Annotated in this window: 16 protein-coding genes; 6 read left to right on the forward strand and 10 right to left on the reverse strand. The window is 57.5% G+C overall.

The annotated features are described in order from the left end of the window. Nucleotides 1-123: 123 nt before the first annotated feature. Nucleotides 124-1,308, reverse strand: coding sequence for a hypothetical protein (locus ACQY8Q_RS04365; RefSeq protein ID WP_428425556.1), 1,185 nt, complete (start codon nt 1,306-1,308; stop codon nt 124-126). Nucleotides 1,309-2,015: 707 nt separating this feature from the next. Here ACQY8Q_RS04365 and gnd point away from each other — a divergent pair. From gnd to ACQY8Q_RS04380, 3 genes are all read left to right on the forward strand, one after another. Next, entirely contained in the window at nt 2,016-3,032 is a 1,017-nt protein-coding gene (gnd, locus tag ACQY8Q_RS04370; protein WP_428425019.1) for a phosphogluconate dehydrogenase (NAD(+)-dependent, decarboxylating), read from the forward strand. Nucleotides 3,033-3,367: 335 nt separating this feature from the next. Then, the gene (locus ACQY8Q_RS04375) at nt 3,368-3,706 is read left to right on the forward strand and encodes a hypothetical protein (protein WP_428425021.1); all 339 of its coding nucleotides are present in this window, start codon (nt 3,368-3,370) and stop codon (nt 3,704-3,706) included. Nucleotides 3,707-3,821: 115 nt separating this feature from the next. Further along, nucleotides 3,822-4,325 (forward strand): hypothetical protein, encoded by a 504-nt coding sequence (locus tag ACQY8Q_RS04380; protein ID WP_428425023.1) that lies wholly within the window; start codon nt 3,822-3,824, stop codon nt 4,323-4,325. 47 nt (nt 4,326-4,372) lie between these two features. Here ACQY8Q_RS04380 and ACQY8Q_RS04385 read toward each other — a convergent pair whose 3' ends face one another. The 5 genes from ACQY8Q_RS04385 to ACQY8Q_RS04405 all read right to left on the reverse strand — a co-directional run bounded on the left by ACQY8Q_RS04385 (nt 4,373) and on the right by ACQY8Q_RS04405 (nt 8,757). Beyond that, entirely contained in the window at nt 4,373-4,882 is a 510-nt protein-coding gene (locus tag ACQY8Q_RS04385) for an MgtC/SapB family protein (RefSeq protein ID WP_428425025.1), read from the reverse strand. Nucleotides 4,883-5,011: 129 nt separating this feature from the next. Then, nucleotides 5,012-5,458: a PRC-barrel domain-containing protein gene (locus ACQY8Q_RS04390; RefSeq protein ID WP_428425027.1), complete on the reverse strand. Its 447-nt coding sequence runs from the start codon at nt 5,456-5,458 to the stop codon at nt 5,012-5,014. A gap of 785 nt (nt 5,459-6,243) precedes the next feature. Further along, on the reverse strand, nt 6,244-7,869 hold the full coding sequence (gene groL / locus ACQY8Q_RS04395) for a chaperonin GroEL (RefSeq protein ID WP_428425029.1): 1,626 nt from the start codon (nt 7,867-7,869) through the stop codon (nt 6,244-6,246). Between the two features lie 65 nt (nt 7,870-7,934). Then, nucleotides 7,935-8,231 (reverse strand): co-chaperone GroES, encoded by a 297-nt coding sequence (gene groES, locus ACQY8Q_RS04400; protein WP_428425031.1) that lies wholly within the window; start codon nt 8,229-8,231, stop codon nt 7,935-7,937. Between the two features lie 199 nt (nt 8,232-8,430). After that, nucleotides 8,431-8,757: a hypothetical protein gene (locus tag ACQY8Q_RS04405; RefSeq protein WP_428425033.1), complete on the reverse strand. Its 327-nt coding sequence runs from the start codon at nt 8,755-8,757 to the stop codon at nt 8,431-8,433. Nucleotides 8,758-8,778: 21 nt separating this feature from the next. On the opposite strand from ACQY8Q_RS04405, the gene ACQY8Q_RS04410 reads away from it, so the two are divergent. Next, nucleotides 8,779-9,108 (forward strand): hypothetical protein, encoded by a 330-nt coding sequence (locus ACQY8Q_RS04410; RefSeq protein ID WP_428425035.1) that lies wholly within the window; start codon nt 8,779-8,781, stop codon nt 9,106-9,108. 47 nt (nt 9,109-9,155) lie between these two features. Continuing rightward, the gene (locus tag ACQY8Q_RS04415; RefSeq protein WP_428425037.1) at nt 9,156-9,380 is read left to right on the forward strand and encodes a hypothetical protein; all 225 of its coding nucleotides are present in this window, start codon (nt 9,156-9,158) and stop codon (nt 9,378-9,380) included. Nucleotides 9,381-9,466: 86 nt separating this feature from the next. Here the strand turns inward: ACQY8Q_RS04415 and ACQY8Q_RS04420 are convergent, their stop codons facing one another. Beyond that, nucleotides 9,467-9,946 carry a hypothetical protein gene (locus ACQY8Q_RS04420; RefSeq protein ID WP_113245773.1) on the reverse strand — a complete coding sequence of 160 codons (480 nt, stop codon included), beginning with the start codon at nt 9,944-9,946 and terminating at the stop codon, nt 9,467-9,469. A 452-nt stretch (nt 9,947-10,398) separates the two neighbouring features. Here ACQY8Q_RS04420 and ACQY8Q_RS04425 point away from each other — a divergent pair, with 452 nt between their 5' ends. Continuing rightward, the gene (locus ACQY8Q_RS04425; protein WP_428425039.1) at nt 10,399-10,989 is read left to right on the forward strand and encodes a 3'-5' exonuclease; all 591 of its coding nucleotides are present in this window, start codon (nt 10,399-10,401) and stop codon (nt 10,987-10,989) included. 157 nt (nt 10,990-11,146) lie between these two features. Here ACQY8Q_RS04425 and ACQY8Q_RS04430 read toward each other — a convergent pair whose 3' ends face one another. From ACQY8Q_RS04430 to ACQY8Q_RS04440, 3 genes are all read right to left on the reverse strand, one after another. Further along, nucleotides 11,147-12,079, reverse strand: coding sequence for a sugar phosphate isomerase/epimerase family protein (locus tag ACQY8Q_RS04430; protein ID WP_428425041.1), 933 nt, complete (start codon nt 12,077-12,079; stop codon nt 11,147-11,149). Nucleotides 12,080-12,133: 54 nt separating this feature from the next. Beyond that, nucleotides 12,134-13,657 (reverse strand): glycerol-3-phosphate dehydrogenase, encoded by a 1,524-nt coding sequence (locus ACQY8Q_RS04435; RefSeq protein WP_428425043.1) that lies wholly within the window; start codon nt 13,655-13,657, stop codon nt 12,134-12,136. A gap of 74 nt (nt 13,658-13,731) precedes the next feature. Then, nucleotides 13,732-15,303, reverse strand: coding sequence for an FGGY-family carbohydrate kinase (locus tag ACQY8Q_RS04440; RefSeq protein ID WP_428425045.1), 1,572 nt, complete (start codon nt 15,301-15,303; stop codon nt 13,732-13,734). Between the last annotated feature and the right edge of the window lie 17 nt (nt 15,304-15,320).

Raw genomic sequence — 15,320 nt, forward strand, 5'->3', positions numbered from 1 at the left:
CTGCCTACATGCGCTGACAGCATTTGTCTTCGACACCGGCCGACAAATCCTGTTGCCTGATCGCCTCAAAACGCCTTCAATAGAGCGGCCGCATCCCTCTCGTGGACGCCGTGACACCGGCTCTCAGAGTTTTGTCTTTTCAAAAAGCAGCGCGTCCGCGAAGCCTCCAAAGTCTCTTTTCGAATAATCCGTGGTGAGATCGGCAGGAAACGGCCCTGTGGTCAGCAGCGTGAAATCAAATGAACCACGCACATCCGCGTGAAGCACATACTGTCTATGTACTCTGAGAAAATCGCGTTTGATTCTCCGGTAGCGTTCCGGGGCCAGAAGATGCTTTACCCTGATAAACATCAACTCCGCTTGCGGCGCATCGTGGTGTCCACACAGCGAAACCACCGCGCTCCTGTAGAAATGGATCACGTCCGTCAGGCATTGTACTTCCAGAAAAGACACCTCCGGAGCGCGGGCTATTGCGCCGACGCGTTGACGCAGCCTGCTTGCCAATTTGAGCAGCGCGCATTGCAGGATCGCCCCGCCGAGCGTGATAAACACCACGCGTTTGCCCGCGATGGCGTCAGGCTTGCGTTCAAGCACCATACCCAGCACATGCGCAGCAAGCGTCGATCCCATGCTGTGCGAACTGATGACGTATTCGTCCGCAGGTTCCTCCAGCGCTTCGATCATAGTGTTGCACTGCCGCTCAAGCCAACGGGTGAGGTCCGGGCCGTCAATGCGTGCGGCCGACGCTGCCAACTCCCAATCGGCGAACAAGTGGAGCGTAAGATACCTTTCCGAAAAAGGTAGAAGGACGTAGCGATAGAATGCCCAAGCGAGCGGCAGGCTCCAGAGATAGTGCCAGGGCGGGAAGCCCAACCAGAGAGGCAAAGCCGCGACGGCGAGACTTCCGGCAAGACCGATACTCATAAGAAGGAAGGGAAACAGAAAGAACAGGCCGAACCGCCAAGCGTGCCGGAAATAGGCTGCCAGCCCACCTTGAACGATAACGGACCCGAAGCTTGCAAAGCCCGCCAGAATTCTTTGGAAGATTGGTTTGTCGCTGAATTTTTCGACAAGGCCATTGTGATCGCACAGGTAGATCGTGCTTGCGGTTCGCCAGCCCTGCGCCTCGCAAACGGCCGCAAAATGGGGCACCCCGGCTGCTTCGGATAACGGGTCAATGGCTGTCGAAAAACCCCAGACTTCCGCCGAGCGTTGCGCTGATCTTTTGAAACGTCTGTGGTGAGCCTGGGCGTCCATGCGTTCAAAGCCAGGAAAATGGATAACCACACGTCGTTTTACGGGTTCGATCATATGTGCCTGCATGCCGAAACATTCGAAGGAGGGGAGTAAGCAGACCGGTAAACGCTGGGGTGCCAAGTCAGGCACACCATTCGTGGTGGTGGTCATCTGTAATCGTTGAAAACGCAAGAACGCTTTGGGGCCGTCCTCAGAACCACCTGATCTTCCCAGGCGGTGCAAGCCGGCAGGTCGTGGGCTCCGCGCAAAGGCAACGGCTGAAAGCTCTGTGTTTTTTCATTGTCGGCATTGAGCGGGCATGTGCGTAGCGTTCTCTGGTGCGATAAGCCAATGAGAAAATTCCGGGCTTCAGAATGGGCAATGCAATGGCTGAGTCCCGGTATTCTGAGGCCCAATTTCCTTGCAAAAACCATCTCGGCGATTGAGGTATTATCGCCCGGCAGCCAAAACAAGATCCTTGGACGAAAACGCAGTCGCAAAAATATCCGGCGTGATTGTGGCAATTGCCGGAATGTCTTTAGGAATCGGGTGCCGATAATTTATAATCTGGATTTCGCGCGATAGACTGGTCGCCGCGAAAAGTCATGAGCATGCGTCCGCCGATGCATGTGACCGCTTGCCCTATGGTATTCTTCATTCTCCCTGACCCGTGAATAGCATTTTCCGACCAACGCCTTCACCATTGCGATCGGCTCTCTAGATACCCACGGCAGCTTCGCTATGCTTTTGACGTCGGCTTTATCAAAAAGGGCACATCTATGCAGATCGGAATGATGGGTTTGGGCAGGATGGGTGCGAATATGGTCCGACGCCTGCTACGCGACGGTCATGAATGCGTCGTCTACGATATCAACACGTCCAGTGTCGCAGCTCTGGTGGCTGAAGGTGCGGTCGGCTCAACCTGCCTGGAGGATTTTGTGGCCAGGCTGAAAAAGCCAGCCTGCGCTTGGTTGATGCTTCCGGCAGCTATCACTGGCACAAATGTCGACAAGCTCGCCGCATTGCTGATCCCAGGCGATATCATCATCGACGGCGGCAACTCCCATTATCATGATGCCGTCGACAAGGCCGCGCAACTTCAGGCCAGCAGTATAAACTATATCGATGTCGGCACCAGCGGTGGTGTCTGGGGCCTCGAGCGGGGCTACTGCCTGATGATCGGCGGCCCGGATGCGGCCGTCCAGCATCTGGACCCTGTCTTTGCAACGCTCGCTCCCGGCAGAGATGCCAATGCCGCAGCGGAAAGCGAAGGACTGAGGACGGCTCATCTGGGCTATCTCCATTGCGGACCGAGCGGTGCGGGCCATTTTGTGAAGATGGTCCATAACGGTATCGAGTACGGCATGATGGCAGCCTATGCCGAAGGTATGAATATCCTCAAGGCCGCCAATTCGGGCAACGAAAAGCGTGAGGCCGACGCGGAAACAAGTCCGCTTCAGACACCGCAATACTACAAATTCGACATCGACATGGCCGCCGTATCGGAGGTCTGGCGGCACGGCAGCGTCATCAGTTCCTGGTTGCTGGACTTGACGGCGGACGCACTCAAAAGCGACCCGGCGCTGTCCGCCTATAGCGGCCGGGTTTCGGATTCCGGCGAAGGACGCTGGACGCTGAAGGCTGCAATCGACACGGGCGTTCCCGTTCCTGTGCTGTCTTCGGCGCTGTTCCAGCGCTTCAGCTCGCAAGGTGAGTCCGAGTTCGGCGACAAGCTTCTGTCCGCCATGCGGTTTGCCTTCGGTGGCCATCTCGAGAAGCCCAAAGATGGTGCGTGAGTTGCATTGATGAATGCCAGCACACGCCATGCCGGCCTTGCAGGCATCAAGACTGCATGGGCCGACTTGCTATGCTGGAGAAACAGTTGCCCCAAATCCTGGGCAGCTCAAGGCCAGTCTTGCCGCAGTGGCTGGCCTCCGTGTGGCACGCTCCACGGAGGTGTATTTGCCCTGCTCCAACGCGACGCTGCTGAAATCTGGGTTACTTAGTGTTAGAGTTCGCCCGCCAACGCGAACTATGCCGGTAAAGGCACAATGGAACCGGATGCGCCCATAAGCGTTGACGGTCGCGGACCTGCCCCGCCCAATATTCTCAGGGCAGTTGAGGAATCATCATGACATTCAATCGATACCTGATGGCAGCGATGTCGTCTCTTTTATTCGCCGGGTCAGTGTCGGCTCAGACGCCTGAGGACCCGGCCGTGACTGCTTGCAACTCGACCGGCCTTGTTGCCCTTCAAGGGCAGTCATCGGAGATCACCGGGCTGGTTTTCGATCCTGAAAGCCTTGCGGTCAGTGCGGCTGACACCAAGGTTGAGGATGTCTCGGTCAAGACAGTCATTCTGGGTGAAGCCTATATCGAGCGAAAGGGGGTGGCTGGAAAAGCCGACCGCTTCGTCTGCCTCGTTGGGGAGAAGGGGAAGGTCCTGCTGACGTTCTTCACCGCCAAATAGCGCGCTTGTGACGTTTAGGCTTCGCTGAGGTGGCTACAGCAGGAACCGTTTGGTTCACACAACGTTGTGCGAAGACGTGTTCGGGGACGTCTCCCCGAACACCGGAGGGCATCACATGAAAATTTCCGTCATCGGAGCCGTCGGGCTGACGCTCATGCTGTTCTTAAAACCCGCCTTGGCGGACGAAGCAGGATTTTTGAAGTCGATCGAGGGGAGTTGGTCAGGCAATGGTTCGGTGACGACGAAAATCGGATCCCGGCCTTTCAAGGTTACATGCAGGTTTGACAGCACGGTGCGGGGTATATCTCTTGTCATGTCGGGCCAGTGCCGTGGGCTGGTGGTGGTGAGGCGGGCCGTTTCCGCCGACATCAGGGCAGACGGCACGAGATATAGCGGAACCTACATCGGACCGTCAGGCCGCCCGTCTCGTCTTTCCGGCTCGCGCACCGGCAATTCGATCAACTTCACCGTCCGGTGGAGCCGGGATATCAATGGTGACCGAACCGCTCAGATGACAATCGAAAAGATCGGCACCAGAGGTTTAAGATTGAGAACGATCGACAACGACCCGAAGACTGGCCGCCTGATTGTCACCAGTGATATCCGCCTGACCCGGTAGCTGAAGATAGAAAATCAAATCCACTGGCGTGCGAATACTGACAGCAATCAAACGGGATCGGAATTTCCTTTTGTTTTCGCGACATCATCAGGACTTCCGGCAGGTTTTTCGGTCGCTTCGTCTGAGGGTTTGAAATTGGTCATCAGGCGCAATGTAAGGAAGGTCATGATCGATAGAACAAGTGCGATGTCGTAGGCTCCCAGCCCCACAGCGGTCCCGATCGCTCCCGTCGCCCACAGACTGGCCGCCGTCGCGGTTCCCCGGACACTTTTGCTCACCACCAGGATCGCGCCACCGCCAATGAAGCCCATCCCGGTGATCAATCCTTCGACGATACGCGCGGTGGCTTCAGGATTTCCTGCCGTCAGGTTTTCCGTCGCCTGAATAAACCCACAGCTCGCGATCGCGACGAGTGGAAAGGTTCGCAAACCGGCGCTCCTCTCGCTCTTTTCTCGATCCCAGCCGATCGGCAGTGCCAGCAGATAGGCAATGACGAGTGCGCCGAGATGCGGCAGCACGTTGAAGGATTGGCCGATTGCAGAAATCTGGTCGATCATGGGCTGCTCTATCGATAGATATGTGTGAAACCTCGCTCCGCGAGGACGGAACTGTCACGCCGGGTCCTACTCTGTGAGCTTGCGTCCAGAGGACGAAGTTGGGTGAGCCCGAAAGCTCACCCGTGCCGGTTATTTCTTCAACTTCGAATAGTCGAGCTTGGGGGCGTTCGACAGATCGTCCTTCGTGGTGTCGACATAGGCCTTCCAGCTGCCGTCAACTTCAGCAAGGGCAACCGATGCCGGATCGAGAACGACGTAGCTTTCGCCGATGCTGAGGAAGCCGCCGACACTTGCAACAATACCGATAACCGACTTTCCATCACCGATCACAACGTCGGAAATCTCGCCGATCGCCTCATTCTGCTTGTTGTAGATGTCGATGCCGATCAGCCTCGAGGTCATCAGATCTGTGTCCTGGATGTTCACATACTTGAGTGGGATGGTGGCGGCAGTCCCCATCGTGATGCCAGGACCGGTAAGTGCAGCGTCAGCGCCAGTTGCTGCGGCGGTCTGCGCAAAGGCGGCGCCGGAGAGAAGAGAAAAAACAAGGCCGGCAACGATCGGACGAAAGTTCATAGTGATAGCTCCTGAAAGTGAATGAGGCCGGCAGGAGAGTTACCAACTGTCCGGCGGCGGTAAACACGCAACTGGGCAATTGGTTCCCGGACAGGCATCTGAACAGGCAAAACAACGGAACCTGTTGCCAGCGTCCACAAAGCGGATGACAGAGGCGCGCAAACTTGCGACCTGAACTCCTGATTGTCCTCTAGGTTTTGGTAGAGCCCGTCACAATGAGCAGACTGGCAGCATAAAACATTCACTGATGGTTGTCGCTTACGGTACTTGTCGCGACAAACGCATTGCGTTTGCGCTTCCACTGTAGACCACTTTCTGGCGCGGCACACCGCCCTCAGGTCGGCGGATTGCGCGGGAACTCCATGCCGTCAATGCGCACCGAGGAAGGCCACGAGCCATGGTTTCCGGCAAAGGGCAGAGATGAGAAACATGACCATTCTCGACTGCCACTAAATAGTTCATGGTGGAACGTGGGTTTGGGGGCAAATATCTCATTTCCGTGACCGGATCGAGAAATTTTCGCAAAAATCCGAAGCCCATAGGCATGACCACATTCGGGCACTAAACTTTGCCTTGTCCGGCCCTGACCTGCTTCGAGCAACTCAGGAGGGAAACCGATTCGGTGCAGGCTTTCACCGCGAAACACACATGATCGTGTGATGAAGGCAGACGTTGGTGTATAGCTCAGTTCAAAAATCGTTCTGTCTACAAATGACCAAGAGGGACCCGATCGCCGGACCCCTCTTGGTTTGGAATGCTGTCGTCGTTTTCGAAACGAAAACGCTCTACATCATGCCGCCCATGTCAGGCATGCTGCCGCCAGCCGAATCCTTCTTCGGCAGTTCGGCAATCATGGCTTCCGTGGTGATCAGCAGCGAAGCAACCGAAGCCGCGTTCTGCAGGGCTGTGCGAACAACCTTGACCGGATCGACGATACCCATGGCAATCATGTCGCCAAATTCGCCGGTCTGGGCGTTGTAGCCGTAGTTGTCGGTGTTGCTTTCGAGGATCTTGCCAACGATGATCGAGCCTTCGTCGCCTGCATTTTCAGCGATCTGGCGAACCAGCGACTGAAGGGCCTTGCGCACGATGTTGATGCCCGCAGTCTGATCGTCGTTTGCACCCTTGATATCGAGAACGATCGAGGCGCGCAGCAGAGCCGTACCGCCGCCTGGGACGATGCCTTCTTCGACCGCTGCACGGGTTGCGTTCAGCGCGTCGTCGATACGGTCCTTCTTTTCCTTCACTTCGATTTCAGTCGCACCGCCAACACGGATGACGGCAACGCCGCCCGAAAGCTTGGCAAGACGTTCCTGCAGCTTTTCCTTGTCGTAGTCAGACGTCGTTTCCTCGATCTGGGCCTTGATCTGGGCAACGCGGCCATCGATCTCAGCCTTGTTACCTGCACCATCGACAAGGATAGTGTTTTCCTTGGTAATGGTGACCTTCTTGACGCGGCCGAGCATGTCGAGCGTGACATTTTCGAGCTTGATGCCGATATCCTCTGACACGACCTGCCCCGCAGTCAGAACCGCGATGTCTTCAAGCATAGCCTTGCGGCGGTCGCCGAAGCCAGGGGCCTTGACGGCAGCAATCTTCAAGCCGCCTCGCAGCTTGTTGACGACGAGCGTAGCAAGCGCTTCGCCTTCGACATCTTCCGAGATGATCAGGAGCGGCTTGCCGGTCTGAACGACGGCTTCCAACACAGGCAAAAGCGCCTGCAAATTGGATAGCTTCTTTTCGTGCAGCAGCACATAGGCGTCCTCGAGTTCAGCAACCATCTTTTCAGGATTGGTTACGAAGTAAGGGCTGAGGTAGCCGCGGTCGAACTGCATGCCCTCGACGACTTCGAGTTCGGTTTCGGCGGTCTTGGCTTCTTCAACCGTGATGACGCCTTCATTGCCGACCTTCTGCATCGCGTCCGCAATGTACTGGCCGATTTCGGTTTCGCCATTGGCAGAGATCGTGCCGACCTGGGCCACCTCTTCCGAGGTGCTGATCTTCTTGGCCTTGGCCACCAGTCCCTTGACCACTTCCGTCACGGCCAGATCGATGCCGCGTTTCAGGTCCATCGGGTTCATGCCGGCTGCAACCGCCTTGGTGCCTTCGCGGACGATGGCCTGGGCGAGAACGGTTGCCGTCGTCGTGCCGTCACCGGCGATGTCATTGGTCTTGGAGGCCACTTCGCGCACCATCTGGGCGCCCATGTTTTCGAACTTGTCCTCGATCTCGATTTCCTTGGCGACCGTTACACCATCCTTGGTGATGCGCGGTGCGCCATAGGACTTGTCAATGATGACGTTGCGGCCCTTTGGGCCAAGCGTGACCTTGACGGCATCGGCGAGGATATCGACGCCGCGCAGCAGCTTTTCGCGCGCGTCACGGCCGAATTTGATTTGTTTGGCAGCCATAGAAAGAACTCCCGGGCGTATCGCCCAATGTCTTCAGGAAAGGGAAATGAACGGTGAGGCTGAGATCAGCCGATAACGCCCATGATGTCGGCTTCCTTCATGATCAGAAGGTCTTCGCCGTTGAGCTTGACTTCGGTGCCCGACCACTTGCCGAACAGGATACGATCGCCGGCCTTGACGTCGAGCGCAACGATCTTGCCTGCTTCATCACGGGTGCCGGTGCCGACGGCGACGATTTCGCCTTCCTGCGGCTTTTCCTTGGCCGTATCAGGAATGATGATGCCACCCTTGGTCTTTGCTTCGGCTTCGATACGGCGCACCACAACGCGGTCGTGCAGCGGACGAAAATTGGTATCAGCCATGTTTGGATCCTTAATGGGCTTGCAGCCGGATGGCTTCTCCCCTGCACAAGGAGTAGCACTCTGCGACTGCGAGTGCCAGCAGTCATTCTGCGACAGGGAGCGAACATAACCCTGTGTGTTTGAATAATTAAAACATAAATCCAGTGCAGTATGATAAAGCACCAGATATCCGATTTATCACGGGAGTCCGGCGATGAAATCAATCTTCGATTCCATTTATCACTTTCGATATGTTCTTTTCTTCATCCAGTGGACATTGACTTTGTCTTTGGCGCTTGGCGCCTGCATGGCTGTCGATCAGGCGTATTTCTGAACGGGTTACACATTTTACCTTGTTTTCATGACGAAAATACCAGCTCCCCTCAATTCGGAGCACAGCCGAAAGACCATCGAGATGATCAAGTTTCGCCCCAAGACTGAAGAAGAGTTGAAGCAGCCATCTGCGCCAGCTGCTGACAAGGCCGTCACCGCCAAGCCCGCTGATCCGAAGAAACGCGCGAAAGACTGAGAACGCGCCGGGTTTCACCAGACAAGCGCCGAGAACGCTGTGCCCGACGCAAACGCATGCCAACAGCGGAAGACAAAACCTGTGACGCCCGTTGAAATCAAGCGATCCCATTATCAGTGGCGATTGCTGGAACTGTCTCTCGAAAATGATTTCCTCGGCTTCGACGGCGATATCCCGATCGGGCGGATATTCCTGGAGCCGCGTCCGCGTTTCAAAGGATTGTGGCGCTGGTCGAGTGCTCGGAGCGAAACCGCCATTGCCTCGCAAGGGTATGCCGCATCCGCCGGTCTGGCAGCGGCAGCGGTCGAAGCTTTGTACGAAAAATTGCGGGCCTTCGATCGGCCCGATCCGTTACGCCAACACCAATGAACCCATGACAAGCCCTGTGGCTTGGCATGCACCGCAAAGGAAATTCCATGAACGTCGATTTTGCCATCACCGGACGCTATGTGCACGAGATCAAGGCGGTTCTCCAATCCGTGGGGATCAACGAGGGCACCGACTATGATGCGCTGCCTTTCAGCCCCGCGAGCCGTGCCAGTGGCCAGCATACTTTCGCGTTTCACAACAAGCAGGCGGCTCTTGAGGCCACGACAACCTGGGAAACACATGTCAAGCAGCGCGCTCTTTTGCATCGCTGAGATCTCTGGCACCCGGTGCTGCAAGGCACCGGGTGCCAACCCTTTGGCTCAACCTGCCGGATATATTCTGTGCGGTGCGGTTTGCCCTATTTGGGAAAATCACGGGTAAAAGCATCGAGCACGTCGATCAGAACTTCGTTGACTTTATCCGTAGTGAAATCGTCGAGGCCGATCACGTTATGCCCAACCGATACGCTTTGCGCAGAGGAGCGGCGGTAGTGCTGGAACTGGATATGATCCTCGGTCAGGCTAACGGCACTTCGGATCGAGCGGCCCGTCAGCTCGCTGGCGATTTCCATCTCGACTTTGGACGACGTCCCCGGAGCTGGCTCGGTCAGTCGCATTTTCGGCATATCAGCCATTTGAAGCTTCTGGTTCAGGATCTCGATGAGGCTTTCGATCTTCGGCCGGAACACCTGCACCCAGTTTTCCTCCACCCATTGTTTACGGTCGGCCTTCCTGGATTTGGCCAGTTCGATTTCCTGCTGCTTTCGTCTGGCTTCGCTCTCGATGCGGCTTCCCAGTGCGAGAAGTTTATTCAGGCGCTCATCGGTGAATTTGGACATGGTCATTCCTAGAGATTTTGAAACAGACGGATGGCGATCGGATGTGTGGAACAACATTTCAGGACAGCGCCCGGCATGTTAGCCTCAATTTTCTGCCATGAGCGATCTTTCACCAAGGCGGCACGGCGGAGTTCTTTCGCGCAGTATCGCCGGTCACCCAGTCGCCCCTAGTAAAACCAACTATGGTCCTAGCGATAGCGCCAACGACGACGCCATTGAAGGTGGGCTTCGTCCAAGTGGGATATCCAAGATATGTTCCAATCTTTTGAGGGCGCCGAAACACACATTTGTATGCGAGCATGCATCGATAACACCCTGCACAGATATCCTTGCATCAAATCGATGCTTCGCGGGCAATACGCCCCAAGAGGTGATTGACGGGTCTTGAGCTTGTCTTTGCCAAATCACTCGCTCGGCGCTAAAAGCTCGGCAAAACCAACCGGGATATCCCCTTGAAGACAATCGCCATTGATTTCGAAACCGCTAACGAGCAGCGTGGCAGTGCTTGTTCTGTTGGTTTGGCCTGGATTGAGGATGGCCGGGTCGTCCGGGTGGAGGAAAGGCTGATCCGCCCCAGCAACATGCGCTTTTCATCCTTCAACATTGCCATTCACGGCATCCGTCCGGAACACGTGGAAGATGCTGGTGAGTTTCCTGAGGTGATGGACGAATTCACCGATGACTTTCGCGGAGCGACGATGATCGCCCACAATGCCGCCTTCGATTTCAGTGTCTGGCGCTCTTGCCTCGATCTCTACCGGCAGGCCTACCCCGAACTATCCTATCTCTGCTCGGTGAAGATGGCGCAAAAGGTCTGGCCGCATCTCGGATCGCACAAGCTCAACATTCTGGCTAGCCATCTCGGCCTGACCTTCAAACATCACAAGGCGGCTGAAGACGCGGCGGTCTGTGCGGAAGCGGCTATTGCTGTTGCCCGATCCCTGCGCGTTCCGCATATCCGCGATATTCCGGCAATGATCGGCATGAGGGCTGGCCGGCTGTTTTCGGGCGGCTACGACGCTTGCACCTGCAGAAAAAAATGAAGCCGTTGCCCGCCCGGAGCTTTCAAAGCTTGAAATTTCGGTCGGGAGGCGCCGGCTTCAATCGATCATGCTGTGCCGTAACTTGAGCAATATCATACGCAGACATTCGCGAACCCAACCACGACGGTCTCTCATGGACAGCCACAATCACGCTTCCTCAGATTTTCAGATCCGCCGCACCCGTATCAATATGCGGAGCCCAGAACGCGATGCTTTCGGCGATAGCGGGGATGACGTTGCGGTCGTCCGGTTCACGTTCCTTGAATGACAGTTCCAGGCAGATTTCATTGTCTACCGCACCGCCCTCCAGGAACGCTGCCAGTAGCGGTTCCGGCTGGACCCGTCCCGTGGCATTGTGTTCGGCGGTGAAGGGGCGGTGACCGCCCTTGTCCATCTTGCTCTGCTTGATATGGATGATCGGCGAGACCTTCGGCACTGCCCGCGCCCAGGCATAGGGGTCGGTGTCGTCGGGGTCCGGTGAGGTGACGTCGCCGTGATCGATATCGGCCATCATCCACATCGGGATTGCCATATCAGCCGCCGTCAGCCTGTCCTGCAGCGCCATGCACTCTGGAATGGTATGCCCGAATTCGCGTCCAACCGACATCGGTTCCCAGAACACGTAATCCAGCCCGGCCGACTTGCCATGTTCGGCCACTTCCGCCCAGCAATCGATGGCGATCTGGGTCAGGTCTTCACGGCGTTGCGGATCATCGAAATCAGCAAAAGTGAAGATGGCGAACTGCGTACCGACGGATTTTGCCCCGAGGTCAGCCGAGATGTCGGCAAAGGTCTTGAACCAGTCGACGTAATAGCGTCGCACGTCGCGATCGGGGTGGCCGAAATGGTTGAGCCGCCCATAGGGGCCGGTCATGCCGGAGGTGACGCGCACGCCGGTCCGATCGAGGGCGGCACGAAAACTGCGTGTTACCCGGCGGATCACCGGCGCTGGCCATGACGGATTGATGAATTCATGGGTCAGTTGCAGGTCGCGGATTTTCAGGTCGCGTGCAACGGTGTCGATAAGGTCGTCGGGGGCGGCGAAACGGTTGACCAGAGGATTGGTATTCAGCGACAGGGTCAGGGACATGGCAGCTTCTCAAGGTTAAGATTGCAGACGGTGACGACGCGGGCAGTGTGCGGTTTACCCGGAGGCGCGGACGCTCTGTGCACGGTCTGCCTCAAACCATGCGCCAAAGGTTGCCTTCTCGCTTTCGCTCAAATGCAGGCCCTGTTTTGTCCGGCGCTGAAGGATGTCTTCGGCTGTCATCGCCCATTCGTGCGCCATCAGATACCGCACTTCGGCCTCGTATAGATGCGCACCGAAATGCCGGCCAAGGCCGTCCAGCGCGGTTGCATCACCAATGATCTTGTCGATCCGCGAGCCATAGAGGCGGCCGTAATGTTGGATAAGCGAGCGCGGCATCCAGGGATAGGCACGGCGCAGGTTTTCCGTGAACTGGATGAAGTCGGCGTTTGCAATTTCGCCGCCGGGCAGGATCGATTGCCGTGTCCAGTTTCCGCCCATGGCCGGGAAGAATTTGGCAATTTTTTCGATCGCATGCTCGGAAAGTTTACGGAACGTGGTGATCTTGCCGCCGAACACACTGAGCAGCGGTGCACCGTCGGTCTCATCGAGATCGAACGTATAATCGCGTGTTACCGCAGACGGGTTGCCTTGACCATCGTCGAACAGCGGCCGCACGCCGGAAAATGTCTCCAGCACGTCCTCGCGCCGCAGCGTCTCCTTAAAGTAGCGGTTGACGGCCGCCAGCAGGTATTCGACTTCAGCTTCCTCGGCTTTCACCTCTTCCGGGGCACCATCATAGGGAATGTCGGTGGTGCCGATCAGGGCTTTGTCGCCTTCGTAAGGGTTGATGAAAATGACCCGTTTGTCGTGGTTCTGAACCAGGTAGGCATGCTGGCCTTCCCAGAATTTTGGCACGATGATGTGGCTGCCTTTGACGAGGCGCACGTTGCGGCGGCTGTTTGAGCCGGCGACGCGGCCGACGATGTCGTTGACCCAGGGGCCGCCGGCATTGACGACGACGCGCGCGCGCACCGTGCGGATTTCTCCGGTGCGCTCGTCGCGCATCTGGATTGTCCAGCCACCGTTTTCGCGCCGTGCGCTGGTACAGGCCGTGCGCGTCAGGATCTCGGCACCCTTTTCGGCAGCACCGACGGCGTTGAGGACAACAAGGCGGGCATCATCCACCCAGCAATCGGAATATTCGAAACCCTTGACGTATTTGTCCATGATCGGCGCGCCCTCGGGATCGCGGCGCAGATCGAGAGAGCGGGTGCCTGGCAGCTTCTTGCGGCCACCGAGGTGATCATAGAGAAAAAGGCCAAGCCGTACGAGCCAGGCAGGACGATCGTCAGGACTGTGCGGCAGCACGAAGCGCATCGGCCATATGATATGGCTGGCGGAGTTCAGAAGCACTTCACGCTCGATCAAGGCCTCCCGTACGAGACGGAATTCGTAATATTCAAGATAGCGCAGGCCGCCATGGACAAGTTTACCCGATCGGGACGATGTTCCCTGCGCGAGATCGTCCTTTTCGCACAGGATAACCGATAGACCCCGGCCCGCCGCATCACGCGCGATACCCGCGCCGTTGATGCCGCCCCCGATAATGAACAGGTCGATCATCCGGGAATCATTCATGTCACTCTCCTTTGGCATGGCCAATCGTGATGTACGCGCTGCACCAGATCTCGGTCGGGCAGCGCCAAAATTCGTCAATTCGTTCCGCCAATAGCGCGCTCGGCCATCATGTCCCACACCGGCGCGAGCGCGCGGCGGGCGTTTAAATAGGCCGGGAACATTCGGGAATAGGCCTCTACCAGCGCACTATCGGGTGCTTCCGCAGGACCGAGCAACGGCGTTACCCATTCGGCGATACAGGCATTCATGTCCTGGTACACACCGATGGCGACGGCGGCGATCATGGCAGCGCCCGCAGCGCCAGCCTCTTCACGCGACGAGACACGGGTCGGCGATCCGACAGCGGCCGCGATAACCGAACGCAATGCCGTTGAGCGCGCGGCTCCGCCTGTCATCCTCAATTCGGCGGGCATCTCGCCCATCGCCGCGTAACAATCGCGTGTGCCCATTCCCAGCCCCTCGACCACCGCCCGCAAAAGATCGGGAAACCGGTGTCCGCTGCTCAGGCCGATGAACCCGGCGCGGGCATCCGGGTTGACGAACGGCCCGCGTTCTCCGGCTTCGGAAATATAGGGGTGATAGAGGATGGCGCCCGGGCGGCTTGCTGCAAGCCAGCCTTCGATCCGCCCGACCAATTCGCCGTGAAAGACCGGATGCCCCATCTCGCCCATCAGGTCGCCGACCATCCGTAGCGCCCAGTCGATATTGAGCGTCGCTGCCATGTTCGATTGCGCCGGGGCGACGATGCCCGGTATCGGCAGGACGACCATATAGCCTGTGCATTCGGCATTCAGGACGACGTCATCAACCGCCATCGCGCGCATGTGCATGCCGGTGGAGCCAATTGTCGAGCAGGCTGATGCCTTGCCCTCTGTAAAGATGCCGGCACCGAGCGCCGTGCAGGCGAAATCGACGTAACCGAGGCTCACCGGCGTCCCCTCCAGAAGCCCGGTCTGCGCTGCGGCGGCCGAAGAGAGCGGATGACTGACCTGCGTTCCGTCGATAATCTCGGGCAACAGCCGCCGCTTTGCGGTCAGCCCGAGTATGGCAATGACGGTGTCGTCATACTGGCGCGTGCGAAAATTGCCGAACGTGAAACTTGCCTCCGATGGATCGGTGGCCCGCACGCCTGTCAGGTTCAGGTAAAGCCAGTCCTTGCAGTGAAGGGCAATGTCCGCCTGTTCGAGCAGTTCAGGGCTCTGAGAAGCCATATGAGCGAGTTGAGCACCCTGCTGGCAGGTGGAAAGTCCGGTCCCCGTGGCTTCGAAGCGGGCGCGGTCATCTGGAGAGGCACAGAGTTTACGCACGGTCGGTGCTGCGCGTGCATCGAGCCAAAGCCAGGCATCCGCTGCCGGTGTGTTGTCCTTACCCACGAGCCAGGTGCCGTCCCCCTGCCCGGTGGCGCCGAGTGCTACCGTGCGCTGCGCAAGGCCTTCGACCTTGGTGCCGAGATCGCGGATCGTCCGGGCGCAATCGTCCCATGTCTTTGCCAGGGACTGAAATGCTGCGCCGTCTTCGCCCGTGGAATAGCTGTTCGGCACGGAAGCCGCAGCAATCTGGCGACCGGTCAGATCGAAGGCGACTGCCTTGATCACCGAGGTTCCAGCGTCGATGCCGATCAGGATATCTTTCCCGGCATGGGGCATCAGGGTCTCCAATTCTC

This window comes from Pararhizobium sp. (assembly GCF_965279435.1).
Taxonomy (GTDB): domain Bacteria; phylum Pseudomonadota; class Alphaproteobacteria; order Rhizobiales; family Rhizobiaceae; genus Pararhizobium.